Genomic DNA, 24,582 nt, shown 5'->3' on the forward strand with positions numbered 1-24,582 from the left:
GAGAAAGGCGTTCCTCCTAGGGTGGAACGCTTTTTTATGTCGTTTCATTGTGATAAATGGAAAAGCTGATTATAATAAGGGATAGAACAGTAACTGTTACACATCACATTGGAGGTTCAGCAACTATGTCTATGAATAAAGCACTCACCATCGCAGGGTCGGATTCAAGCGGCGGTGCAGGTATCCAAGCAGATTTAAAAACGTTTCAAGAAAAAAACGTCTACGGGATGACAGCTTTAACCGTTGTCGTTGCAATGGACCCTCATAACCATTGGGATCATCAGGTGTTTCCAATTGATACGGCGACGATTCGTGCGCAGCTCTCTACCATTGTAGAAGGCATTGGGGTAGATGCACTGAAAACGGGTATGCTCCCAACGGTCGACGTGATCGAACTTGCAGCTGACACCATCAAAACATACGACCTAAAAAATGTCGTCATTGATCCTGTTATGGTTTGTAAGGGTGCGAACGAAGTCCTTTACCCAGAGCACGCTGAAGCACTGCGCGAAAAACTCACACCACTGGCAACCGTCATCACGCCTAACCTTTTCGAAGCAGGTCAATTAAGCGGAATCGGTGAGATCAAAACGATTGAACAAATGGAAGAAGCGGCAAAACGCATTCACGAACTTGGTGCCAAGTATGTGGTCATCACGGGAGGCGGTAAGCTAAGCCAAGATAAAGCGATCGATTTGCTTTATGATGGACAAACCTTCGAACGCCTTGAAACAGATAAGATCGACACAGAATACACACACGGCGCAGGCTGCACATTCTCAGCAGCAGTCACAGCTGAACTAGCAAACGGCTCAGACGTGAAAGAAGCCATTTATGCAGCAAAAGAATTCATCACAGCTGCCATCAAAGGCTCTTTCCAGCTAAACGAATACATCGGACCAACAAAGCATTCTGCTCATCGTGTTGACAAATAGAACAGAAAAACCCGATTCGCCTTGTTAATGGGCGAATCGGGTTTTGTTTTTAACATGTTTTCTCTAGATCGTTCAATTGATTGGTGAAACCAGAATGATCTACCTGTGGTGCAATGTTTTCTAGAAAGCGAATGAACTCACGACCAGAATCAATGAAATGACGCACAAATTCTTTATAATCGGCAATCAAAATTTGATTTTCAAGCGATAACATCACTTCATGATCAGATTTTTTTTCTAACTGTATCTCTAATGGAACACTCGGATAATATATTTTTCCATACCCTTCTTCCACATATTCCTCAAAAATATTTGTGTAATAATGCCACAACTCTTCTATGTAATCAGGATTTTCAAAATCCTCAATTCTTCCTTTTTTTCCATGATCGAACGTGATTGTCCCTTCTAAATTAGTAAACCCTTGTTCCATAAAATCTTCTTTCTTAGCAACGAATTTCTTGATACTCTCAATGTCACGAATTGATACATATCTCTCTTCATTTTCTATATAAATATATGTTTTAATTTTCACCTTATAATCTCCTTTAACATTAAGATTTAGGATATAACTGACGCATATGACCATTAGAAACGCCTAGGACATATTTCACTCCATCTACTTTACCTTCTACTTGTCCTGAAACTTTTATTTTTGATAACTTCGTTCTATTTTGTTTTGCCACATTAATTGCTATACGTTCTATATCCTTAACAGAAAGTCGACTATCAAAAAAAGTTTGGGTCTTTTTAGATGTTCCATTCCAATACTTAGGATGATGCCTTTCTAACATATGCTTCATATCACTCTTCGTTATCTTATACGTTTTTGATCCTGCTTTATATGTAGCACCTTTATAATTTTTCAAACTATTTACAACTTTTGACTTAGGTGCTTTTTTAAACGTTTTCGTTCCTACTTTAATTAATTTAGAGCCACCTTGCAATACTAAACGACCGACTAACACCCAAAATGCGTCAGTTTCTTTATAGCCAATTTCCAAATGACTATTTTCTTGACCGAGAACTAAAGCCATTTTTGATGGCGGCATCGAGTAGTCATCATTTTCTTTAAGATAAACAGAAGGTGCAAATAAAGAAATCATTAAAGTAAACAAAAGAACGACAGCTATTTTTTTTCTCATTAATACTACCTCTTTCTTAAAATAGTGAAAAACAAAACTACAAATTATTCCCTACCATTTTAGGTAAATATTAATTTTAACATATTCGTAAAAAAAGCCCAAATCATATAATTTTATGAATTGGGCTTTCTCTCTCTTTTCTAACTAAAATGAAAAATCTTAATGATAAATCACAGGCTAAGATAGTTATAAATAATTTTTTTCCACACTATAACTTAAATAAAAATGAAACAAAACATCACATTTCGTTACTTTTGCTGATCAGATTCTTTCGCCATTTTTCGAATAAAGGCTTCAATGGATTCAACAAATAAGGCATATTCTTTCATTTGTTTATACGTATCTGACAGCTTCTCTTTTAATTCTTCCTGCTCTAGAGAAGGTTCACCGAGAATAGATTGGACTTGAATGAGCAATTCTTTATATTCTTCACGTTTATCTTCAACATGATCTGCCATTGTCTCCAAGCGTTTTCTAGTCGTCGGCTGCTGTTTTGAATTCAAGTAAACAACCCCTTTTTGTCCTTCCGCATTTGGATAAACGTCAGCCTCAGCTGTATATATTTTAAAATGATACCATAATTCCACTTGTTATCATATATGTAAAACGTCATCAAACCGCTTCAGACCACCCTTGTATATACATGTTATAGGTTCTAAGATACAGGCGGATTTCACTAGAAAAAGCAGATCATTGATCTGCTTTTCTTTGTAAATGCCATGTTTTCAGTTTCAGCTTTGTTTCATTTCTGCCACTGATCGAGATTGATTTATTTCCCGGGGAAGGAAAGTAACGTGCAGTAAATACTTCTCGGCCTCCGTTTACAAAAATCTCAATCGACGATGCATCGATAAAGATGTGAAGGTCGTGTAATTCCTCTATTGCCACTTCTCGAACTTCTTTTGTTCGATCTTCAAATCGATCTCGCTCTAATGTTAATTTGCCTTCATCTTTATCATAAATGATACGGGCTGCCGCTCGAATACAGCATTCAAACCCTTTTTGTGTGTCAATTTGATCAATGAATACCTCTGCGCTTGTAATATCATCTACAGGAATCGATTGGACGGAGCGTTTGATATGAAAAACATTCTCTTGTTCATTGGTTCTCATCGCCTGGAGCTCAGTGACTGGTTTTTGAATCAGATGTCCGTTATCATCTAAACGCAGCTCTCTCGGGATCGTGAGGCAGTGTATCCATTGATACGAAATCGTTGGATGATGCTCTTCTCCTTGATCAGGCACCCCCATCCATCCGATTAAAAGACGTCTGCCTGATTCGTCTAGAAAGGTTTGCTGCGCATAGAAGTCAAAGCCGCGGTCCAGCTCCTCAAACGCTCCGTGCGTATATTGATAGGTATGATCATCCAATCTCCCAACAAAATAGCCTGATTGATGTGTATTATGATATTTTAAGCCATCCGACTTTAACCCTTGCGGCGACACAATCAATACTTCCCGGCCATCTAATTCAAATAGATCTGGACATTCCCACATATAACCGAAATCCTCTAATCCATTTTTTCCACTGCCAGCAATCATGCCTTGAAACGTCCAATTGTCTAAAGTATCAGAGGTAAACAAGACGAGATTCCCTTTCAGGTCCAGGCTTTGTGCACCAAGAACCATGTACCACTGGCCATTTCGCTTCCATACTTTCGGATCACGAAAATGGGCGGTGAATCCTTCTGGCAGCGTCGCCACGACACCTTTTTTCTGAAAATGAATGCCATCTTCTGAAACAGCTAAACATTGATATGTCTCACGGTTTCCTTGTTCATCGCGAACGTTTCCAGTGTACATCACATACATCTGTCCATCGTCAATGACTGCGCTGCCAGAATAACAGCCGTTTTGATCAAACCAATCACTTGGGGCAAGGGCGGCTTCCTCGTGCTGCCAATTCACTAGATCTGTCGATGTGTAATGGCCCCAAAATTTTGCGCCGTGTCCCGTTTTGAATGGCTGCCACTGATAAAAAACGTGGTAAACCCCTTTCCACTGAATCAACCCATTCGGGTCATTTAAAAGACCAACTGGCGGCATTAAATGAAAATGCTGACGGTACACATCTTTTTTCACCAAATGCTCATAGTTTCGAATACGGTCTGCTACATTTTGACGAAGTGCTGCGTCAGTTGTTGTCATGACTGTGACCACTCCTTGATTATTTTTCTACTTCTTTTACTTTAAAGATGATGGTGAGAGTAAATGAAACAGCAACAGCGATTAACATACCAATCACATAATTCACCACATTCTGCACACCGTATGGCGCGGCAATCGCAATCATCGGAATACCCGTTAAACCATAGGCGTTGGCTGCAACCTTCGTGAAGACAACAAATGCCCCGCCTAATGCGCCTCCGATCATCGCGGCAATAAACGGCTTACGATAGCGGAGGTTGACACCGAATATGACAGGCTCGGTAATACCTAGGAAAGCTGAGAAAGCTGCAGGAAGTGCGATTTCTTTTGTTTTCGCGCGTTTCGCTAAGAAAAAGACAGCCAATCCCGCCCCGCCTTGAGCTACGTTGGACATGGCCCAAATTGGCAGCAAATAGTTACGCCCAATATCATTCAGCAGTCCTGCTTCAATCGCATGGAAGCTATGATGAACCCCTGTGAGCACAATGAGAGAGTAGGCTCCTCCGAAAATGAGTCCTGCTAAGAAGCCTGCATGATCATAAATAAATGTCAATGCATTCGAAATTCCAGTACCGAGCATTCTTCCAAGCGGTCCAACTGCAATAAACGTCACAAATCCAGTCACAATCACCGTCACAAACGGGGTCACAAGTAAATCAATACTGTTCGGAACCACTTTTCTTAAATTCTTTTCAACAAGACACATGATGTACACAGTCAATAAGACTGGAATGACTGTTCCTTGGTAACCAAGAAGAGCAATATCAAAATTGAATAAATGCATATACTCTGGTTTCGCATCCGTCAGCCCCCACGGGTTGAGCAGGTTCGGGTGAATCATAATCCCCCCAATAACGGCTCCTAAATACGGATTTCCACCAAACTCTTTCGCTGCACTGACCCCAATTAAAATCGGCAAAATGATAAAGGCTGCACTTGAGAACATATCAAGCATTTGGAAGATCGCAGAGCTTGGGTCAGCCCATTTGAAGGCTTTCATCATGCCTAATAGGCCCATTAATAAACCGCTTGCAACAATTGCTGGAATGATCGGTACAAAAATATTTGATAACGTCTTTGCAAAACGTGCAAGTGGATTCATTTTTTGTTTCACTGCTTCATCATGGCTGACAGGCTTTTGTTTCTCGTCTCCTGTCTCAAGACCAGTCTCACGAGCAAATGGTTCATATACTTTGTTGACTGCCCCCGTTCCAAAAATGATTTGGAATTGTCCCGAGCTTGAGAAAGCCCCCTTCACCCCTTCAAGTTCCTCAATGGCTTCTTTGTCAATCAGTTCCTCATCTTTTATCACCAATCTGAGTCTTGTTGCACAATGCGTGGCACTGATGACATTTTCTTTGCCGCCTAATCGTTTTGTTAATTCTTTGGCTGTTTTTTGATAATCCATGTTGTCTCCTCCTTTTTAAAGCAAAAAAGACCTAAAATTCACCAACGATAAAAGGACATACACGTCCCCTCGTTACGCAAATTTTAGGTCTTGCCTGCCTGGCAGTCACAATCCCACGATATCAAATTTTGATTACGCTTTCATCATAGTATAAGAGAGAGACGTGCGTCAACCTCTTTTTTCGAATCAATTGACCCATATACACTAATAAGAGTAGTGTGCATAAAAAAAAGCCTGCATGCAGGCACAACCACTAAACCAATTCGGCATCCTGCAGACGCTGGACATGCAGCGTGATGTAGCCGATCTCCGATTCAGGGAGATGAAGTTCATATTCATTTTTCAACAAATCAGCGAGTCCACGTGCACACCGGTAAGCCAAATCATACTTTGTTTGGATAAAACTCAGCATGTCATCGTCCATGATTTGAAATGCCTCATTTGATTCCAACCTGCCTAATGCATACCTCAAATGTGTCACAAGCCGCTGATAGGAAATACTATCCTCATCAATTGAATGCTGAAAATAGCTTTCTATATGCTCGATCATTTCTTTGATCATCGTTGTATATTTCACGGTCTTTTTCATAGACTCCGTATTCATTTTGGCCGTATGAATATGGAGTGCCACATATCCTGCCTCATCGTCCGGCAGTTCAACCCCAAGCCGATCCTTTACATAACGAATGGCATACTTTCCAATATCATATTCCTGCTTATATAAGACTTTGATCTCACCAAGCAATTTATTATATAGCACAATGCCCTTTTGAATGCGCTCAATGGCAAAGGATAAATGGTCAGTCAGTGATATATGAATATGATCACTAAGCGGCATCATCAGTTCACCCTCTGCATAACTGATGATATGCTCTGCCACCTCAATATGCGCTTCTGGCAATGTCGCAAGAATTTGTTTGAATTTCTCATTTTCTTCACGCACAACAAAGATTTTCTCTATTTTTTGAACGGGAACGACGTCATTTTTCCCCTTCTGAAAAGCAATTCCAGGCCCCATCACAATTTTCTCCTGATCACCTTCCTTTACAATCACTGCATTGTTATTCAATATCTTATATATCTTCAAGGGGTATCCTCTCCCACCAGATAACGTTTCTTATGTGGGATTTTACCCTGTTTCATCTCCCATGTAAAGGTAAGAGCGGACCAGCACGCGCCTCTCTCGCCGTCTTCTCATCAAGCATCATCAGACTTTGCTTAAACGCTCTCTCTGACCTGCGCTTCTTCTTCTTTTCTTCTGCCAGCTTCTCTAGCTCTCTCTCTTTCACGACTTGAAAGAAACGATCATCCACCGCGGCCGCCTGAAAACGTTGCTGCTTCATCATCACACTAGGATTCACAAGCACATTCATCATGAAACCAAACCATACACTCAACCAGTTTTTGAATTTCCTCACTGAACATCCCTCCGCTTTTCTTAGAATCTAGCAGTTCTAGCAAAACAACTGCTCCTATCATATCCCGAGAAAAAAGAGAGGTTTGTCACAATCTGGGTGAAAAAACAAACTAGTTTTCAGAAGTTTTGTTGAAAAGTGCAGAAGATCATCACGTACGATGATGTTTGAATAAAAATTTTATACACACACTATCCAAAAGATAAGCACACCTTATCAACAGAGTTTATCCACATATCAACACCCCATTACTAGATTTTGTGTATGCGATTTTTTTATTTTCCATATATATATCTAAATAATTGAGTTATCAACAGGAGTTTGTGCATAAGTGAGACTTTATAAACAAAATAGCTCTTTATAACTATGTAAAATAAGACCATTTTAGTAAAGGAATTGTTTTCATCGTATTGAATACTTAATAACGGGCAGTGAATCTTTCCTATTTATCCACAAAAAGAAAGGCTATCTCCCTAAAAACACAGCTAGAAAGGGGAAAATTAATGAAAAAGGTCATCTCTCGTTCTTCTGTTCTATTGTTCTCTACTATTTTTATTTTATCCACATTCTTTACAGGTCAACAGGCTGCTGCCGCTCCATCGAACAAACAGGTGGAACTAGAAAAAGCAGAAATCTTCGGTGAAATCAATGTCAACTCTAGAAAACACACCACTGTCATTGTTGAATTAAAGGAAAAATCCTTAGTTGAAGCCAAGCAAGAAGGCAAAGCTCAAACAAAGGCCTCCCTCAAAAAATCTCGAACAAAAATAAAAAATGCAGCACTCAAAGAAATTGATAAAGCGAGTGTTCGTCAAGAATATGAAAAAGTCTTCTCTGGTTTCTCTATGAAACTTCCTGCAAACGAAATTCCGAAGCTGCTCGCAGTTGACGGAGTAAAAGCCGTTTATCCGGATGTTACATATAAAACAGATGAAGTGAAAAAGGAAAGCATTCAGCTTCCAAATGAAGATGTCTCCCCTCTTATGGATAAAAGCGCTCCATTTATCGGTGCACCAAAAGCTTGGGATGCCGGCTACTCTGGAAAAGGGGTAAAAGTCGCTGTCATTGATACTGGAGTAGACTATACCCACCCTGATTTAAAAGGAAACTTTGGTTTATATAAAGGCTATGATTTTGTTGATAACGATTATTCTCCGCAAGAGACGCCTAAAGGAGACCCTAGAGGTGAATCGACAGACCATGGCACACACGTCGCAGGAACAATTGCTGCCAATGGACAAATTAAAGGTGTCGCAAAGGATGCCACACTTCTTGCGTACCGTGTACTTGGACCAGGCGGGTCTGGGACAACTGAGAACGTTCTTGCAGGCATCGACCGCGCTGTTACTGATGGAGCAGATGTCATGAACCTCTCTCTCGGAAACAGTGTGAATAACCCTGATTATGCCACAAGCATCGCACTCGATTGGGCCATGTCTGAAGGCGTTGTCGCTGTCACATCGAATGGAAACAGCGGACCGAACAGCTGGACAGTCGGTTCTCCCGGCACGTCAAGAGATGCCATTTCTGTCGGAGCAACTCAACTTCCGTACAGCCTTTATAGTGTGAAATTCCCGAACTATTCTACTGCAAAAGTGATGGGCTACTACCAAGAGAGTGATTTAAAAGCACTTGACCAAAAACAAGTCACACTCGTCCATGCAGGTATCGGTGACGAAAAAGCATTTGAAGACATCGATGTTAAAGGAAAGGTTGCCGTGATCGAACGAGGAGCCATTGCCTTTGTTGATAAAGTAGACAATGCAAAAGCTGCTGGTGCAATCGGCGTTGTGATGTATAACAACACCGATGGAGAAATTCCAGTCGATGTACCGGGTCTCGCTCTTCCTACGATTAAGCTTTCAAAAGCTGAAGGAACGGCGCTTGTCAAAGCCATTGAGGCTGGAAACAATACAACAACTTTCTCCATTCAATTTGTCAAAGAACTTAGTGAGCAAGTCGCTGACTTCTCATCTCGCGGACCAGTTGTGGATACTTGGATGATTAAGCCTGATTTATCAGCACCTGGCGTCAGCATTGTGAGTACGATTCCAACGCATAACCCTTCTCAGCCTTATGGATATGGCTCAAAGCAAGGAACAAGCATGGCTTCACCGCATGTGGCAGGGGTCGCAGCGATCATCAAGCAAGCAAAACCATCGTACACAACTGAACAGATCAAAGCACTGATGATGAATACAGCAGAAAAACTATTTGATGCAAATGGCAGCCCATTCCCTCATAACACACAAGGGACAGGCAGTGTTCGAATCATCGAATCACTCCAAGCGTCATCTATCGTTTCTGATGCCAGCTATTCTTACGGCACTTTCTTGAAAGAAAAAGGCGTTCAAATCAAAACGAAGAAATTCAAGGTAGAAAACCTTTCAAAAGCACCGAAAACGTATACCATTGATTACAAATTCAATGGCAGCGGCATCAGCACAAACGGAACGAAAAAAATCACTGTCAAAGGGAATTCCACTGGGTCCTTTACTTCCGCGGTACAAGTGAAATACGGTAAAACCAAAAAAGGAACGTACCAAGGCAGCATTACCCTTCGTGAAAATGGCAGAAAGGTCACAGAGATTCCTACTTTATTGATTGTAAAAGAGCCTGATTATCCGCGCGTCACTTCGGTTTCCGTCGAGCCGGATAACCGTGCTGGAAGCTATGTCATTAGCAGCTATCTGCCTGGTGGCGCTGAGAACCTTGCATTTCTCGTCTACTCGACAGATGGAGAGTATATAGGTGAAGCAGGTGTTTATCAACATGTTGATAAAGGAGAACACCGCGTAAAATGGAATGGCACGATCAATCAAGGTCAAAAGCTGGAACCTGGTGAGTATACAATGCTTGCGTATGCAAGTTTGAAAGGGAAATCAGACACTGTTCAAACGAAGGAACCCTTCGATATTTATCCTGAATAAACGTGAATCACAAGAAAAGCCTTGTATGAGCGGATTAGCTCATCAAGGCTTTTCGATTATATATGGAGGAAAGAGAGTCTGATGTTGATATTGCTATGGATCGTTTCTTTTTTGACTGCTTTTTTTCTAACGATCACTTTGGTGTATTTTTTCACCCTTTTACACGCGAAACATCCTCGTCCTTTTCATCAAGCATGCGAGCTGACGGTCTATGTGTCCTTCATTTACCCGCTTAGTTTGCTGGTGACAGCCGCGTTTATTTTCATCATGATGCTCCTTTTCCCCCTCTATTGGCTGCGTGGACGGTAAACAGACATACATACGTTATGCATCAAAGGCTTCTTTTAATAAACGATACGATGTGAGCCGGTCTTGCATGTGGTGAGTGATCGTCACAGCGATTACTTCATTTGTACGATACGCTTTCGCTAGTGCCGTCAGCTGCTTTTTCACAGAAGATGGCGTTCCAACCACCATCCTTTGACGATTGGCAGCCACTCGTTTTTGTTCATATGGACTGTAGGAATAAGCTTGTGCCTTTTCATATGAAGGAAAGCCCCCGAGGTTTTGCCCCTGTTCATTGGCGAGTAAGGATAAATCTAAGCTGACTGCCAGTTTTTCTGCCTGTTCCTCTGTTTCAGCACATAAAACGAAGACCGCAAGACTGACGCGCGGCTCATCACCGAATGCTGAAGGTTCGAACCGGTTGATGTATTGCTCCACAGAATCTTCTCCGCCTTCGCCATTGATAAATAGAGCAAACGTATAGCCTGCACCTGCTTTCGCCGCAAGTCTTGCACTCCCTCCAGAGGAACCAAGCATCCATACCTTTGGTGCAGTCTCTACCTTCGGAGAAGCGGTTAAATGGGGCAGCGGGTAAAATTCATCCGCTAGGTCGTGTAAATAGACCTTCAATTCTTCTACCTGCTCAGGATATTGATCACCTAGTCGTTTTCGTTCACCATGATGAAGGGCAATGGAGGAAATGGGCATACCACCAGGAGCACGTCCAATCCCAAGATCAATTCTGCCAGGAGCCAGTGCTTCGAGAACCCTGAAGTTCTCTGCTACTTTATAGGCACTATAGTGAGGCAGCATCACACCGCCTGAGCCAATACGTATATGTGACGTAACGGCTGATAAATGACCGAGAAGCACCTCTGGACTCGACCCTGCAAGCCGGTTTGAAAAGTGATGCTCTGATACCCAAAAACGGTGATAGCCCCACTTCTCTGCCTGCTTTGCCAATTCAACCGTTTGCTTCAATGCTTCAGCAGGTGTTGCATCTCCGATCAAAGGAGATTGATCCAGTATACTTAATTTCATCATGCTGCACCTCTTACAGAAATCCCCCTCTCTCAATCGAAAGGGGGGATGTCTTATTTATTTTCGATTAAAGCCCTTCTCTTTAACAAATTCTCCAAGGAAGGCACGCTTTGGCTGACTAAAGCCGCGAAGCATCTGCTTAGACCAAGTATCTTTTCTCTCTCCGTTTGTTCGTTCTTCATAATATGATGAAATACGATCATCGTATTCTTTTAAATAACGATCCACATGCGCTTCATCTTGCTGATATGCATTTTCATGATAAATGAGTTCAACTGGCAGCCGTTCCTTTTGTGACGATTGACTCGCTGGATGTCCGACAGCCAGACCAAATAACGGCAGCACATAAGATGGCGTTTCAAGTAATTCAGACACTTCTTTCAGTTGATTACGCAGACCGCCAATATAGCAGATCCCAAGTCCCATTGATTCTGCGGCTACACTCATATTTTGCGCAGCGAGCGCCGTATCAATGACGCTAATGAGAAAGGCTTCCGTATTCTCAAGCGCCTCTTGATGATTTTCCCCTGCTTTTTTTGCAATATCATCATGGCGTTTCAAGTCTGCACAGAAGACAAAGAAATGCCCATTCTTCTTAACGTATGGCTGATTCCCGGCCAGTTCAGCAAGCTTGGCCTTCTTCTCTTGATTTGTCACACCAATAATACTGTACGCCTGTACATAGCTTGATGTCGAAGCAGCCTGTGCACTTTTAATGAGTGTCAGCACCTCTTCTTCGGACAAACGCTCGTCTGTAAATGAACGGATGGACCGATGATTTAATATCGTTTCTATCGTTTTGTTCAATTCGAAGACCTCCTTCACTTGTACTATCATATGACAAAGACATATGGCTTTTCAAAAATTAAAACTCGCATGAAAAAAGACAGTCTATACTTAGACTGCCCTTACCCGTTTTATTTAAATAAATAACTTTGATATTTCGTTAATTGAACACTTGCGTTATAAGCAATCCCGAATCCAATAAGGACAGATAAGACAGAGCTTCCTCCGAAGCTGATAAATAGGAGCGGAATCCCCGTTACAGGCATCACGCCTATATTCATCCCAATGTTCTGGAACGTATGGATCACAATCAGTGCTGTATATCCTACACAGAAGAATGACGCAAACCGGCTATATGGATGGATACGGTCGATCAGCACGACAAGCCGGTAGATCAAGAAGAAGAACATGATCACAACAAACGCACATCCGACAAAGCCAAAGGCTTCTCCTATAATGGAGAAAATCATATCTGTTTGTGCTTCTGGGACATAGACTTTTAAGTTTTTAACCCCATTCCCAAAAATCTGTCCAGCACCAATAGCCATAATGGCCTGGTCTACTTGATATTTATCAGACCCAGACGCATCCTGAGTCTGCGCTTGGTTGGCTGACGTAGAGCTATCAGGCAGCCAAGCGGTAATCCGGTTAATCTGATACTGCTGAATGCCAATTGTTTTCGCAACATCAGGGAAGAGAATGATCACGGCTAACACAGCGGCAACTAAAAGCACAACCACAGAACCGATGAGAGAAATCAGCTTCCAATTGACCCCTGATAAAAACACCATCACAACGACAATAAACATACAGACAGCTGCCGTACCTGCATCCTGTAAGAAAATCAGTCCAACTGGAACGGCTGCTACACCGGCAATTTTTAATAGTAGGAAGATATCATCTTCTAATGTCCGTTTTCCTCTAGGGCTTGACTTACCGATGACAGATGCAAGCATCATAATCAAACCAATTTTCATAAACTCTGAAGGCTGAAGTGTCCCAATCCCTGGTATCACAAACCAGCTTTTCGCACCATTTTTAATTGGAGCAAAATCATGACCTCCGATTTGTGCAGGAGCGACTTTCAGAAAAAGTAACAACAGTATGCCACCTATAAAAATATAGAGGCTTAGCTTCTCTAATTGCTCCAAATCAAAGTAATTTATGGCTACAATACATATAACTCCGACCATGTAGTAAATAATCTGCCTCGTCCATGCATTAGATCCATACTGTCCAAATTGACCCGCAGCATAAATCGCAATGACACTGATGGCAAAGAAGGCTAAAAATATAAAAATTAAATCCCCTTGATAGTACGGAGATGTATTCTGCTTGTTCATGAACTAACCACCCTTATTACAAAACATAAAAGCCCTTATTTATATTAGATTGAATTTTTCACAAAAGCAACTCACCTTAAATATGACGGAAGATACATCCGAAAGGTTCCAATCATTTTTCAAAAAATGAAATACTTTTCTTTCTAACAATAGGAAAAAATTCCTCTATACTCTTTCCATTCATCCGATCATGAGTCCTTTAAAAAGATTATTTTACAGATATTAAGGGGAAAATTCAATGACCTATGTGGCGATATGACAAGCAATTATCAAGCCAGCATAAGCTGTACGGAGAGAAAAGGAAAAAGCCACTTTCTACGGAATAAGGCCCATTTTCCAATTATTGAGTTTACTTCAAAGTCAATTGTGGTATAATACTTGTAACAAAATGTTCACAATATCTCCTAAAAACAGACACAATTGCATCCTGACCTCTCATTTGATTTGGATATCAACTTACAAAGGAGTTGGATACGATGGATATGTTCTTTGCGTACCTATGTATTGCAACGGCTACACCCCTGTTTTTATGGCTTGAAAACAGAAAAATTGCACTAGCTTCTATTCCACCCATTATGATTATGTGGATTTTCTTCGGTCTTTACATGACGAGCAGTTTATCTCCAGCAGGACATACCTTCATGATCGCATTCTTTGCCATTAACGTCATTTTGGCACACATTGCAGCGTTTCTCATTTATGGACTTCCATTCATTCGCAAAAGATTCAGCAGCACCAGATAAATCACGCACCACCTATTGGAGGCGTAATCAACATCATGATAAAAACCACTCACCTTTGAGGGATGAGTGGTTTTTTTATTATTTCTCTGAATGCTCAGACTGCTTTGGCGCAGAAGGTGAATAACCGTCTTTGCTGTTCTCTCCGTGGCTGTAGTGAGCCGCAAAGATCCAAACAGATCCGATAACGAAGATAATCGCACAAAACAGACCAAACAATGTATTTCCGACTTGAACAGTTCCGTTCTCGCTTTCTGTCATGTGCATAAACATGAATAGCTGCAAGAACGCTTGAATGAAGGCAAAACCAAAGATAATCCATAGTTTTGCAGAACTGCCAATTTCAGCTCCAATGGCAATCCAGAATGCTAAGATTGTTAGCACAATGGATAGGATGAAGCCAACTACGTGTTTCCAAGGGAAGTGTTCGTGCTCTGCTGAGGAATGTGTTTTTCCAGCCATATCACAAAAGCCCCCCTAATCCGATCAAGTAAACAGCTGTGAAGATGAAAATCCATACAACATCAAGGAAATGCCAGTATAGACTTGAGATAAAAATCTTCGCTGCTGTTTGTGGAGTTAATCCACGTTTTTTAATTTGGAACAAGACCCCGGTAATCCAGAAGATACCGATGGATACGTGTAGTCCGTGAGTTCCTAAGAGTACAAAGAATGCAGACCAATACGCACTTGTATGGATGCTCGCACCCTCATGTACATAATGGAAGAACTCGAAAATCTCAAAGCCAACGAAGCCTGCACCTAGAAGCAGTGTCAGAATCGTCCAAATGACAACCCCTTTTGTACTTCCACGGCGCATTTCATGAACAGCAATCCCGCATGTAAATGAACTAACCAATAACAGGAATGTCATGATCAACACAAGCTTCATATCAAACAGTTCAGCTGGTAAAACGCCGCCAGCTGTTCTGCCATGAAGAACAAAGTAGGTCGCAAAAAGTGTTGAGAATAACACGATTTCCGCGCCAAGGAATATCCAGAAACCAAGGATGTTTAAACGTCCTGTTTCAGACTGATATTCAAGCGGTGCATTTGCATAGCTGCTATCATTATGTCCCATTACTTCTGCGCCTCCTTATTCTTTTTCTCTGTTTCAATCACTTCTTCAACAGGAATATAGTAGCCATCGTCATATTCAAATGAGCGTAAAATCATTGTTGCGAATACACCGATTAAGCCAATAACGCCAATCCAGTACCATTCAAATACAAGACCGAATGCACCAAGTCCGAAGAATGCAGACATGATGAGTGGTCTGCCTGAATTGTGCGGCATGTGAATTTTCTTGAATTCTTTTTCAGGATGAACGTCTACGTTGTTTTGCTTCCAATGATGGAATGCATCTGGTGTTGTCACTTCTGGAAGTGCTGCAAAGTTATAATGCGGCGGAATTGCAGAAGATGTCGCCCAGTCAAGAGTACGTCCATCTCCCCAGCTGTCTCCAGACACTTCACGTTTCGCGTGTCTCCAGCTGTAGTAGATGTTGTAGCAAAGGATGATGAATCCGATACCCATCATAAATGCACCAATTGTTGAAATAAAGTTTAGTGCAGTCCAGCCATCTTCTGGTCCATACGTATAAATACGTCTTGGCATTCCTTGCAGTCCTAAGAAGTACTGCGGGAAGAAACAGATGTTAAATCCGATCATGAATACCCAGAAGAACCATTTGCCGATTCTTTCGTTTAACTTGTAACCAAACATTTTTGGATACCAGAAAACAAGGCCAGCAAAACAAGCAAAAACAGTACCTGCGATTAATACATAGTGGAAGTGGGATACAAGGAAGTACGTGTTATGGTACTGGTAATCCGCAGCTGCCATCGCAAGCATAACCCCAGTGACACCACCGATAACGAAGTTCGGGATGAAACCAAGTGCCCAAAGCATTGGCGAAGTAAAGCTGATACGGCCTCGATACATCGTAAAGAGCCAGTTAAAGATTTTCACACCTGTTGGTACAGAAATCGCCATTGTTGTAATCGAGAAGAATGAGTTAACCGCTGCACTGTTCCCCATTGTAAAGAAGTGGTGAACCCACACAAGGAAACTAAGAACAGAGATTGCCACAATCGATACAACCATCGCTTTGTAACCAAACAGCTGTTTTCTTGAGAACGTCGCAAAGATTTCTGAGAAAATACCGAAAGCCGGCAGGATGACGATATATACCTCAGGATGTCCCCAAATCCAGAAAAGGTTCGCCCAAAGCATTGGCATACCGCCTGCTTCGAGTGTAAAGAATGCGGAACCGAATAAACGATCAAATGTCATAAGTGCTAAAGCAACTGTTAATACAGGGAATGCGAATACGATGATGACAGACGTAATCAATGTTGTCCATGTAAACATTGGCATACGCATAAGCGTCATACCTTTTGTACGCATTTTTAAGATGGTCACCATGAAGTTAATACCAGTCATAAGTGTACCAATACCTGCAATTTGGAGCCCGAGCAAGTAATAGTTCTGTCCAGGACCTGGTGAGAAATCATTTCCGGCGAGCGGCATGTAACTCGTCCAGCCTGCACTTGGTGATCCTCCAATGACGAAGGAAATGTTGAACAGCATCGCTCCAACCATGAATGTCCAGAAGCTAAGGTTGTTCAAATAAGGGAATGCAACGTCACGTGCACCAATTTGAAGAGGAACAACGACGTTGATTAAACCAATTAAAAATGGCATCGCCATGAATAGAATCATGATCGTACCATGCGTTGTGAAAATTTCATTATAGTGGTTGGAATCTAAAAACGTATTATTAGGAAGCGCCAGCTGTGCGCGCATCATCAGTCCGTCTACCCCACCGCGGAAGAACATAATCACAGCAGCAAGGATATACATGATCCCAAGCTTTTTATGATCAACTGATGTTAGCCATTCTTTCCAGAGCCATTTCCACTTTTTAAAGTAGGTTAAAACAAACACGATAGCAATGGAAGTAAGAGCGATAGAAATTTGCGCACCAAGAATTAATGGGTCTCCAGTTACAAAAAACTCATCCCATTTCAAATGCATAACGGCCTCCTCCTTTCCTTAGTCAGTTTATTCATTATCTAGTTTTCTTTTATAGTTCTTCACATTCTCGAAAGGATCTGTTTTGGAATGCGGAGAAACTGATTGGTAACCTAAACGTTTGCGTGCTTGGAGTGCGTATTCAGAATCCTCGCCATGCTTCGCAAAGGATAAATGTGTTGATGAGAATGTCTGCACATCTGCAGCATCCGGAAGCATCAAGTAGTCATACGTTTTCTTCGTTAACTTTGGTGCTTCTTTCTTCGTTTTGCTTACCCATTTATCATAGTCAGACTGCGTCATCGCATTGACTTTGAATTTTTGCTGAGCAAAGCCCTCGCCTGTGAAGTTGGCGTTTCTTCCTTCATATGTGCCAACTTGATCAGCTTGAAGATATTGTTCCATCTCCATTCCAGCCATCGCATACTTCTCCCCGCCTAGCTGAGGAATCCATAGTGATGCCATTGTATCAGCGGAAGTGATTTTGAATAAAACCGGCTGATCTTTTGGAATGTTTAAGTAGTTCACTGTCTCAATATTTTCCTCTGGATAGCTAAAGATCCATTTCCAATCAACAGCTGTAGCATAAACGACAAGTGGATCTTTATGGCTTGTTGCTTGAGGTGCCTCTTCCAAAGAGTAAATTGTTTTTACAGTTGGAACCGAAAGGGCAGCAACGATTAATATTGGGATCACTGTCCAGATAACTTCTAGAAGCGTATTCCCGTGTAGTTCTGGGTTATAAGAGGCGTTTCCAACGTCCTTACGCTCACGGTATTTAACCAAAATGATGGTAAACAGTACAAATACCGCACCAACGATAAAGAGCATGAATCCAATGGATAAAAGGATTAAGTCTTTTTGTTGTGCTGCGACAGGTCCTTTAGGATCTAAAACAGCGATATTGCTGCAACCTCCTAATAAAAAAACACTCACGAGCATCGCTAATAAAAGCATAGGTTTAATGGCTCTGAACAAGAAGATCACCATCCTTCCTTAGATAATGTATAAATTGCTGAATAATTGTGAAAAGCCATCTGCCTTCGAAAACTTTTCTTCCCTTTGTAATGCTATCAAAATCTGTTAGAGTTAGCTTCCCTTTTTTCAAAAGTTCATTTATTTTTCAACAGATTTCTATTAAAATGTCATAAATTCGACATAAATTTATATTATTGCACACACAATAAATTTCTAGGATTTTGAAAAGTTGAGAGTTGAAGGCAAAGGACAAACAATCAAGAACTTTGTCAAATTTAGGTTTACCACAATAAAAAAGTTTGGTCGAATTTCAATTTAACTTAATGAAATTTTATCTAGGTAAACAATTTTGAAATAGGTATCCCCACATTTAACAAAAACCTTACTCATTTTAACGCAAGTTCACAAGAAAAGAAAGTATCGATTCTCTGCGATACGCTGTAAGAATTGGTAATGATGCTGAATTAGTGGAATCTCGCTAAAGACTTCCAGCAAAAAACCGGCTCAGCGCCGGCACTCTGCATTTATTCATCTCTCACTAAGATATCAGGTCGTCTATAGATCTCCCCTTCATGTTCAATGTCCATGTACGTCCACTTGCCTGTATAGGTTAAAAAGCGGTTGCCCTCTTTTTCTACTACTATCGTATCCTCTGATTTCAGTCCAGGCAACGAAGGATTCCACGTAAACACTTGATGCAGCTGAATTTCTTCCTTCGATGAGGGAACGGCAATGATTTCCCTAGATACAAATCCCGTCTTTCCCCCTTGATGAAGCTTTTTCCAGCTATCAGGGAAGCCCTCTTTTTCATACTGAGCAATACCTGCTTTCAGTACATCTCCTAATGTTTTACCAGGACGTGTGGCAGCATTCATAACTGTATCAATTCGTGCAAGCCGCTCTTTGTTCTCTTCAAGCTCCTTTGGAAGCTGACCAAAGTAAACAGACCTTGTGACATTCGCTACGAGCCCGTGCCGTTCTGCACAGAGGACAACAAGCGCGTGCTTTTGAAGTGCTTTCTCTGTTGGAATCGGGTGACGGTATTGATGGATCCGGTCATCCGTTGCCACAAGCAGGACTTCTATCGTCATCCCTTGTGCAATGGCTCTTTGAGCAACAAGCGAAGCAATTTCGTGTTCGGTCTGCCCTGGCACGATTTCTTGACAGACACTTTCTACAATGACCGCTGTTTCATGACAAAGGATTTCATATTGACTGAGCTGCGAGACAGTAAGGATCGATCGAACATGTGACAAATCCGGCTCGATCCATTCGAATCCACCCATTTGAATGTCCGCCCCAATTCGTTTACCTTTTGTGAATTCTTGAATGTAGGGGGTCTCATCCTCATACCAATCCATTGTGACCACTTGAAAGGGATGATCGACATACGCCATTTCCTCTTCAATGATCCGCTTTTCTTCCATTTGATTCACAATGAGGACGAGGTCGTCTTTTAAGACGAGCAGCTGGCACACGCCCTCTGGCGTATTTAACACAATGTGATTCCTTCTTCCGCCTGTCAGCCAGGAGAAGTTATTTCGCTTTTGAATCAAGACACCATCAAGCTGCTTTTCTTCCATTAGCTCTCTTACTTGTTCAATCATCTAATCACCTGCCTATATGAAGTGTTTGAATGAAACGGTTAAAAGCTGTTTTCCCTTGCTCAGTTCTTTTAAACACACCCGCCTGCGAGAGAATTCGAGAAAAAATAGAGCCAATTTCTTGTTGTAAAATGGTTTCGGTATTGTCCTCTGTAAAGGTGTTCTCTTCAAGCAGTCGCTTTGCCCATGTTTCGTGTTTCATGATAGCAGGACGGGCTTTGATTTCTTCAAGAGGACTTTCGGATAGCAATGCCTCTTTTAATTGGCTTAATTCCTCTGCTAATCTGCCAGGAAGGACAGCAAGGCCCATGACTTCAATTAATCCGATATTCTCTTTTTTAATATGGTGGACTTCTTCGTGCGGATGGAAAATGCCGTCTGGGTGCCGCTTGTCTGTACGGTTATTACGCAGCACTAAATCTAATTCATAGTCATCCCCGTGGCGCCGCGCAATAGGTGTAATGGTATTGTGCGGAGTCTCTCCTGTATGAGCGATCAGCCCCACCTCTTCATCTGAATACAATTTCCACTCATGTAAGATAAAGTCTGCTGCGTCCGCGAGCGACTGCCGCTCGCTGCTTCGAAGGCGGATCACAGACATCGGCCATTTCACAATGCCAGCTCGCACATCCGGAAAGGCTTTGAGAGAAAAGACTTCTTCCATCTCTGCTTTCGCCATCGGAAATTCATGTGCACCGCCCTGAAAATGGTCATGACTTAATATACTGCCTCCGACAATCGGAAGGTCGGCGTTCGACCCGATGAAATAGTGCGGGTATATAGATATGAAGGAAAGCAGTCGTTCAAAGGTTTTTTTGGTGATGCTCATTGGCTCATGTTTACCTTTGAACACTATGCAGTGCTCGTTGTAATACACATAAGGTGAAAATTGCAGAAACCACGATTCACCTGAGAGTGTCACAGGAATAATCCGATGATTCTGTCTCGCTGGATGGTTGATCCGCCCCTCGAAGCCAACGTTTTCTTTACAAAGGAGACAAAGAGGGTATTGCTTTTGACTGAGCTTCTTGGCTTCAGCGATGGCTTTGGGGTCCTTTTCCGGTTTTGATAGATTAATGGTGATCTCCAGCACACCATCGTCTGTTGGTGTAAACCACTGTACATTTTTGGCGATCCTGCCTGTATGAATATAGTGGGCATGCTGCTGCATCGCATAGAACCAGCTTGTAGCTGCCTTCGGTCCTCCCTGCTGGCGTTTTTCTTCAAACTTCGCATAGATGACACTTGGAGGTGCCACCAAGCAGCCCATGATTTTCGCATCTAGTAAATCACGATACGTATCCGTCCCCTCAGGAATAAGGCCTGTTTCTACTGCCCAATCCAGCATCGGCATTAAAATGTCTTCAAGGTCTCCTTCTCCTGAGACTGTTCTTGCTTCAGCGTCATCGAGCCCGAACACCTCAAGCAGCCGATTTCTCGTATAATCGATATCTAGTGATGTCATCAGCTCTTTATTGATCCCGTATTGAATCAGCTGTTCCAATTTTTCAAAAATATCAATCGCCATTCCCTCTGTCCCCTCTCTTGCCTGCCTGTTACGCTTTATTCACTTTGGTAGCCATCTGGATGCTTCTGAAACCAATCCCACGCGCTCTGAATGATCGTGTGAAGGTCAGCATATTGAGGTGTCCATCCCAATTCTTGCAGCGCTTTTTCAGAAGAAGCAATCAGCTTTGCTGGATCTCCCGCGCGTCTTTTTGCCACTTGTGCCGGGATGGCATGCCCCGTGACTTTTCTGACAGCTTCTACGACCTGCTTCACGGAGAAACCTGTTCCATTCCCTAAGTTGTAGGTAGCACTGCCTTTTCCAGCACGCAGCCGATCAACGGCTAAGATGTGTGCCTCTACTAAGTCCATCACATGAATGTAATCTCTAATACACGTGCCGTCCTCTGTCTCATAATCATCACCGTAAATCATGATCTGATCCCGTTTTCCTAAAGCAACTTGCAGAATAATTGGAATGAGATGTGTCTCAGGCTGATGATCCTCTCCGACAAGTCCTTCTGTATGGGCACCAGCTACATTAAAGTACCGAAGCACTACGTATTCTATTCCATACGCTTGCTCAGACCACTTCAGCATTTTTTCAATCGCTAGTTTTGTTTCTCCATAAGGATTCGTTGGGTTCGTTTCATCCGTTTCAACGATCGGCACGCGCTTCGGTTCACCGTATGCAGCAGCAGTTGAAGAAAAGACGATGTGTTTCACATCAAATTCATTCATTATTTGTAGTAAAGCGGTTGCTCCGCCGACGTTGTTGTCATAGTACTTAAGCGGGTCTGTCACACTCTCCCCGACAAGTGAATCTGCCGCAAAGTGCATGACCGCTTCTATTTGATGCGTTTTGAAAACCTGTCTTAAAAAGACGTGATCCCGTAAATCTCCCTCTTCTAAGACAGCTCCTTCCAAAACAGCTTCTTTGTGGCCTGTCTGCAAATTATCCACTACCACTACTCGTTCGCCTTTCGCTAGAAGAGCCGCCACCGCATGACTGCCTATGTACCCTGCTCCTCCACAAACTAAAATTGTCATCAACCTTCCCCCTTTGTGAGTTCTCTTGCGCCGCCTCCAATTCCAGCTGTGTAAAAAGAGGCTTGAATGCCTGTTTTCTCTTGATATATCGCACCAGTTTCTTCTATAAATGAACTCAGCAGCTCTTCTTTCACAATGCTGATCGTGCATCCGCCAAAGCCTGCACCTGTCATACGGGAGCCAATCGTCCCCGGGTGCCCCCAAGCTGCTTCAGCCAGTGCATCTAGTTCAAGTCCTGTTACTTCATAATCATTCTTTAAAGAAAGATGAGAAGCCTTCATGAGCCCACCTAGTTCTTCCATTTTATCATCTTTCAGAAAATTTACTGCTTTCATCGTCCGCTCGTTTTCCGTCACGACATGTCTTGCCCGTTTAAGGCATATGTCATCTTCAATCAAGTGGGCATGTGCTGCAAATTCATCCGCAGTGAGCTCACATAAGTGGGTGATGTCGATTTTTTTCCGAAGATCATTTAAAGCTGATTGACACTCTGCCCGGCGCTCATTGTATTTGGAATCAGCCAGTGTCCGCTTTTTGTTTGTATTGGCGATGACAAGCGCCAGTCCCTCTTGCCGAAACGGACTGTATTCAAAGGCAAGGGTGTCACAATTGAGCAAAATGGCGTGATCTTCTTTTCCAAGGGAAATCGAAAACTGATCCATGATCCCGCAATTGACGCCAATAAATTCATTTTCTGCACGCTGTGAAAGGAGGGCAAGACGGGCATTTGAAACGCTGAATGAATGCCATTCGTTGATGAGAACAGCGGTGACAAGCTCAATGGAGGCAGAGGAAGACAGACCTGCGCCATTTGGAATATTGCCGCTGTACACAATGTCAAAGCCTTCTTCTATCTTCATCCCTGCTTCTATAAACTGATTGAACACACCCTTCGGATAATTCGCCCAGCCATCCGATTCCGCGTAAGCGATTTCATAAAGGTTGAATTCTTTCACACCATCGCTATCAAAGTTCAAGGAATACATTCTCACGCGGCCATCTGAACGCTTTGCACAAGCAGCATACGTTCCGAGAGTAAGTGCGCATGGAAACACATGGCCTCCATTGTAATCTGTATGTTCACCAATCAAGTTCACCCTTCCTGGGGCAAAAAAATAGCGAAGTTCTTCTCTATCTCCAAATTGCTGGTGAAATGCCGCGCGTAACGTATCGATCATATCCATTCCCCTTTTCTCTTCTGATACTTTTATTTTAGTTGTCCCAGCAGCATCAGTTCAATGGTAAAAAAACCGTTAAAAAATACCCTTTTTTTGCTGTGAATGGTACGATGTGATATGAGGTGTAACATGATTCTAAATAGAAAAAGGTTGTTTTTTGCTGTGAAGGAGGGTTTCCAATTTGAAGAAGGAAGCATTTGCATTTCGTTTTCACCATTCTGATGTGACATTGCCGGCGCAAATATGGTCTGTTGGCTGGGAAGTACAATCATCTTCGTTATATAGCTGGAATGGCGTGGAGCGGAAAGATCAGGGCAAGTGCATCTTTCAGCTCACACTGTCTGGACATGGCATGATTGAAATCGGAGAGAAACGTTTCAAAGTGTTGCCGGGTCAGGCCTTTCTCGTGAAAAGCCCAAGTGCCTATCAATATTATTTTCCAGAGGACAGTGAGCATTGGGAATTCCTTTATTTAACGCTTTACGGGGAAGCCTGCGATCTTTGCTTTGACCAATTTATTGACCAAGGAAAGCAGGTCATGCGTTTTCATCCAAATTCCAGACCGATCCGCCTGCTCAAGAACATTTATGATGAAGCCAGTGAAAGACGGATTACCAATCCATTTGAGGGGTCTAGCCTTGCTTATCAATTTGTCATGGAACTATATTCATATTTGCCAAAGCTTGAGGGACAAATGGAGAAATGGCCCGAGCCCATCGTTCAAGCTGCCTTGTTTGCCAGCCATCATTTTCACGAGGAAATTGGCCCGGACGATATGGCAGCTGCGGCACGTTTATCCAAAAGTCATTTTACGAGGGAATTCAAAAAGGCCACTGGCTTCACACCTATTCACTATCTAACCAATATCCGGTTAGAAAAGGCGGAAACGTTACTGAAAACAACAAAATACTCGATTGAAGAAATCGCCATACAGTGCGGCTACCGAAATGCGAATTACTTGAATAAAGTCTTTCGAAAGAAAATCGGCATGTCTCCAAAGCAACTGCGGGAAACAAGCGATGCATAATAAAAAGCAGCCGCTTTCACAATTGGCTGC

At 42.3% G+C, this 24,582-nt stretch carries 22 protein-coding genes; 4 read left to right on the forward strand and 18 right to left on the reverse strand.

Annotated elements, in window-relative coordinates; genetic code table 11:
- Window positions 1-125: 125 nt before the first annotated feature.
- Window positions 126-935 carry a bifunctional hydroxymethylpyrimidine kinase/phosphomethylpyrimidine kinase gene (locus MHH26_RS15905; protein ID WP_034660396.1) on the forward strand — a complete coding sequence of 270 codons (810 nt, stop codon included), beginning with the start codon at window positions 126-128 and terminating at the stop codon, window positions 933-935.
- Window positions 936-984: 49 nt separating this feature from the next.
- Here MHH26_RS15905 and MHH26_RS15910 read toward each other — a convergent pair whose 3' ends face one another.
- The 7 genes from MHH26_RS15910 to MHH26_RS15940 form a co-directional block, all read right to left on the reverse strand.
- Window positions 985-1,467, reverse strand: coding sequence for a hypothetical protein (locus MHH26_RS15910; RefSeq protein WP_106043034.1), 483 nt, complete (start codon window positions 1,465-1,467; stop codon window positions 985-987).
- A gap of 19 nt (window positions 1,468-1,486) precedes the next feature.
- Entirely contained in the window at window positions 1,487-2,077 is a 591-nt protein-coding gene (locus MHH26_RS15915; RefSeq protein ID WP_106030641.1) for a hypothetical protein, read from the reverse strand.
- A 248-nt stretch (window positions 2,078-2,325) separates the two neighbouring features.
- Window positions 2,326-2,580 (reverse strand): hypothetical protein, encoded by a 255-nt coding sequence (locus tag MHH26_RS15920; protein ID WP_008359596.1) that lies wholly within the window; start codon window positions 2,578-2,580, stop codon window positions 2,326-2,328.
- A 187-nt stretch (window positions 2,581-2,767) separates the two neighbouring features.
- The gene (locus tag MHH26_RS15925) at window positions 2,768-4,225 is read right to left on the reverse strand and encodes a sucrose-6-phosphate hydrolase (RefSeq protein WP_340974036.1); all 1,458 of its coding nucleotides are present in this window, start codon (window positions 4,223-4,225) and stop codon (window positions 2,768-2,770) included.
- A gap of 19 nt (window positions 4,226-4,244) precedes the next feature.
- A complete protein-coding gene (locus MHH26_RS15930) occupies window positions 4,245-5,633 on the reverse strand; it encodes a sucrose-specific PTS transporter subunit IIBC (protein ID WP_106030643.1) in 1,389 nt (462 codons plus the stop codon).
- Window positions 5,634-5,886: 253 nt separating this feature from the next.
- On the reverse strand, window positions 5,887-6,720 hold the full coding sequence (locus MHH26_RS15935) for a PRD domain-containing protein (RefSeq protein ID WP_066031570.1): 834 nt from the start codon (window positions 6,718-6,720) through the stop codon (window positions 5,887-5,889).
- A 52-nt stretch (window positions 6,721-6,772) separates the two neighbouring features.
- Window positions 6,773-7,051, reverse strand: a complete 279-nt coding sequence (locus MHH26_RS15940; protein ID WP_066031569.1) for a hypothetical protein — start codon at window positions 7,049-7,051, stop codon at window positions 6,773-6,775.
- A 500-nt stretch (window positions 7,052-7,551) separates the two neighbouring features.
- Here MHH26_RS15940 and MHH26_RS15945 point away from each other — a divergent pair, with 500 nt between their 5' ends.
- On the forward strand, window positions 7,552-9,978 hold the full coding sequence (locus MHH26_RS15945) for a S8 family peptidase (protein WP_340974038.1): 2,427 nt from the start codon (window positions 7,552-7,554) through the stop codon (window positions 9,976-9,978).
- 324 nt (window positions 9,979-10,302) lie between these two features.
- Here MHH26_RS15945 and MHH26_RS15950 read toward each other — a convergent pair whose 3' ends face one another.
- The 3 genes from MHH26_RS15950 to MHH26_RS15960 all read right to left on the reverse strand — a co-directional run bounded on the left by MHH26_RS15950 (window position 10,303) and on the right by MHH26_RS15960 (window position 13,433).
- Window positions 10,303-11,307: an LLM class flavin-dependent oxidoreductase gene (locus tag MHH26_RS15950; RefSeq protein WP_334750560.1), complete on the reverse strand. Its 1,005-nt coding sequence runs from the start codon at window positions 11,305-11,307 to the stop codon at window positions 10,303-10,305.
- A 54-nt stretch (window positions 11,308-11,361) separates the two neighbouring features.
- Entirely contained in the window at window positions 11,362-12,111 is a 750-nt protein-coding gene (nfsA, locus tag MHH26_RS15955; RefSeq protein WP_066031565.1) for an oxygen-insensitive NADPH nitroreductase, read from the reverse strand.
- Between the two features lie 110 nt (window positions 12,112-12,221).
- Window positions 12,222-13,433 (reverse strand): FtsW/RodA/SpoVE family cell cycle protein, encoded by a 1,212-nt coding sequence (locus MHH26_RS15960; protein WP_066031564.1) that lies wholly within the window; start codon window positions 13,431-13,433, stop codon window positions 12,222-12,224.
- A gap of 476 nt (window positions 13,434-13,909) precedes the next feature.
- Between MHH26_RS15960 and MHH26_RS15965 the strand changes: the two genes are divergently transcribed.
- Window positions 13,910-14,176 carry a spore morphogenesis/germination protein YwcE gene (locus MHH26_RS15965; RefSeq protein ID WP_003215279.1) on the forward strand — a complete coding sequence of 89 codons (267 nt, stop codon included), beginning with the start codon at window positions 13,910-13,912 and terminating at the stop codon, window positions 14,174-14,176.
- 78 nt (window positions 14,177-14,254) lie between these two features.
- Here the strand turns inward: MHH26_RS15965 and qoxD are convergent, their stop codons facing one another.
- The 8 genes from qoxD to MHH26_RS16005 form a co-directional block, all read right to left on the reverse strand.
- On the reverse strand, window positions 14,255-14,635 hold the full coding sequence (qoxD, locus tag MHH26_RS15970; protein ID WP_007497818.1) for a cytochrome aa3 quinol oxidase subunit IV: 381 nt from the start codon (window positions 14,633-14,635) through the stop codon (window positions 14,255-14,257).
- Between the two features lies 1 nt (window position 14,636).
- A complete protein-coding gene (gene qoxC / locus MHH26_RS15975) occupies window positions 14,637-15,254 on the reverse strand; it encodes a cytochrome aa3 quinol oxidase subunit III (RefSeq protein ID WP_007497820.1) in 618 nt (205 codons plus the stop codon).
- Complete coding sequence (gene qoxB / locus MHH26_RS15980; RefSeq protein ID WP_034660406.1) at window positions 15,254-17,212, reverse strand: cytochrome aa3 quinol oxidase subunit I; 1,959 nt, start codon at window positions 17,210-17,212, stop codon at window positions 15,254-15,256. The genes qoxC and qoxB overlap by 1 nt, the downstream gene beginning before the upstream one ends.
- 27 nt (window positions 17,213-17,239) lie before the next feature.
- Window positions 17,240-18,196 carry a cytochrome aa3 quinol oxidase subunit II gene (gene qoxA / locus MHH26_RS15985; RefSeq protein WP_095285740.1) on the reverse strand — a complete coding sequence of 319 codons (957 nt, stop codon included), beginning with the start codon at window positions 18,194-18,196 and terminating at the stop codon, window positions 17,240-17,242.
- A 515-nt stretch (window positions 18,197-18,711) separates the two neighbouring features.
- Window positions 18,712-19,794: a M24 family metallopeptidase gene (locus MHH26_RS15990; RefSeq protein WP_307500462.1), complete on the reverse strand. Its 1,083-nt coding sequence runs from the start codon at window positions 19,792-19,794 to the stop codon at window positions 18,712-18,714.
- A 4-nt stretch (window positions 19,795-19,798) separates the two neighbouring features.
- On the reverse strand, window positions 19,799-21,319 hold the full coding sequence (galT, locus tag MHH26_RS15995) for a UDP-glucose--hexose-1-phosphate uridylyltransferase (RefSeq protein ID WP_340974040.1): 1,521 nt from the start codon (window positions 21,317-21,319) through the stop codon (window positions 19,799-19,801).
- A gap of 35 nt (window positions 21,320-21,354) precedes the next feature.
- A complete protein-coding gene (gene galE / locus MHH26_RS16000; RefSeq protein ID WP_334750562.1) occupies window positions 21,355-22,347 on the reverse strand; it encodes a UDP-glucose 4-epimerase GalE in 993 nt (330 codons plus the stop codon).
- A complete protein-coding gene (locus tag MHH26_RS16005; RefSeq protein ID WP_445661643.1) occupies window positions 22,347-23,525 on the reverse strand; it encodes a galactokinase in 1,179 nt (392 codons plus the stop codon). Before MHH26_RS16005 ends, galE begins: the two co-directional genes overlap by 1 nt.
- A 181-nt stretch (window positions 23,526-23,706) precedes the next feature.
- Between MHH26_RS16005 and MHH26_RS16010 the strand changes: the two genes are divergently transcribed.
- Window positions 23,707-24,552: an AraC family transcriptional regulator gene (locus MHH26_RS16010; RefSeq protein WP_034660412.1), complete on the forward strand. Its 846-nt coding sequence runs from the start codon at window positions 23,707-23,709 to the stop codon at window positions 24,550-24,552.
- Window positions 24,553-24,582 lie beyond the last annotated feature (30 nt).

The organism is Bacillus sp. FSL K6-2839 (assembly GCF_038003365.1).
In the GTDB taxonomy this organism is placed as follows: Bacteria; Bacillota; Bacilli; order Bacillales; family Bacillaceae; genus Bacillus.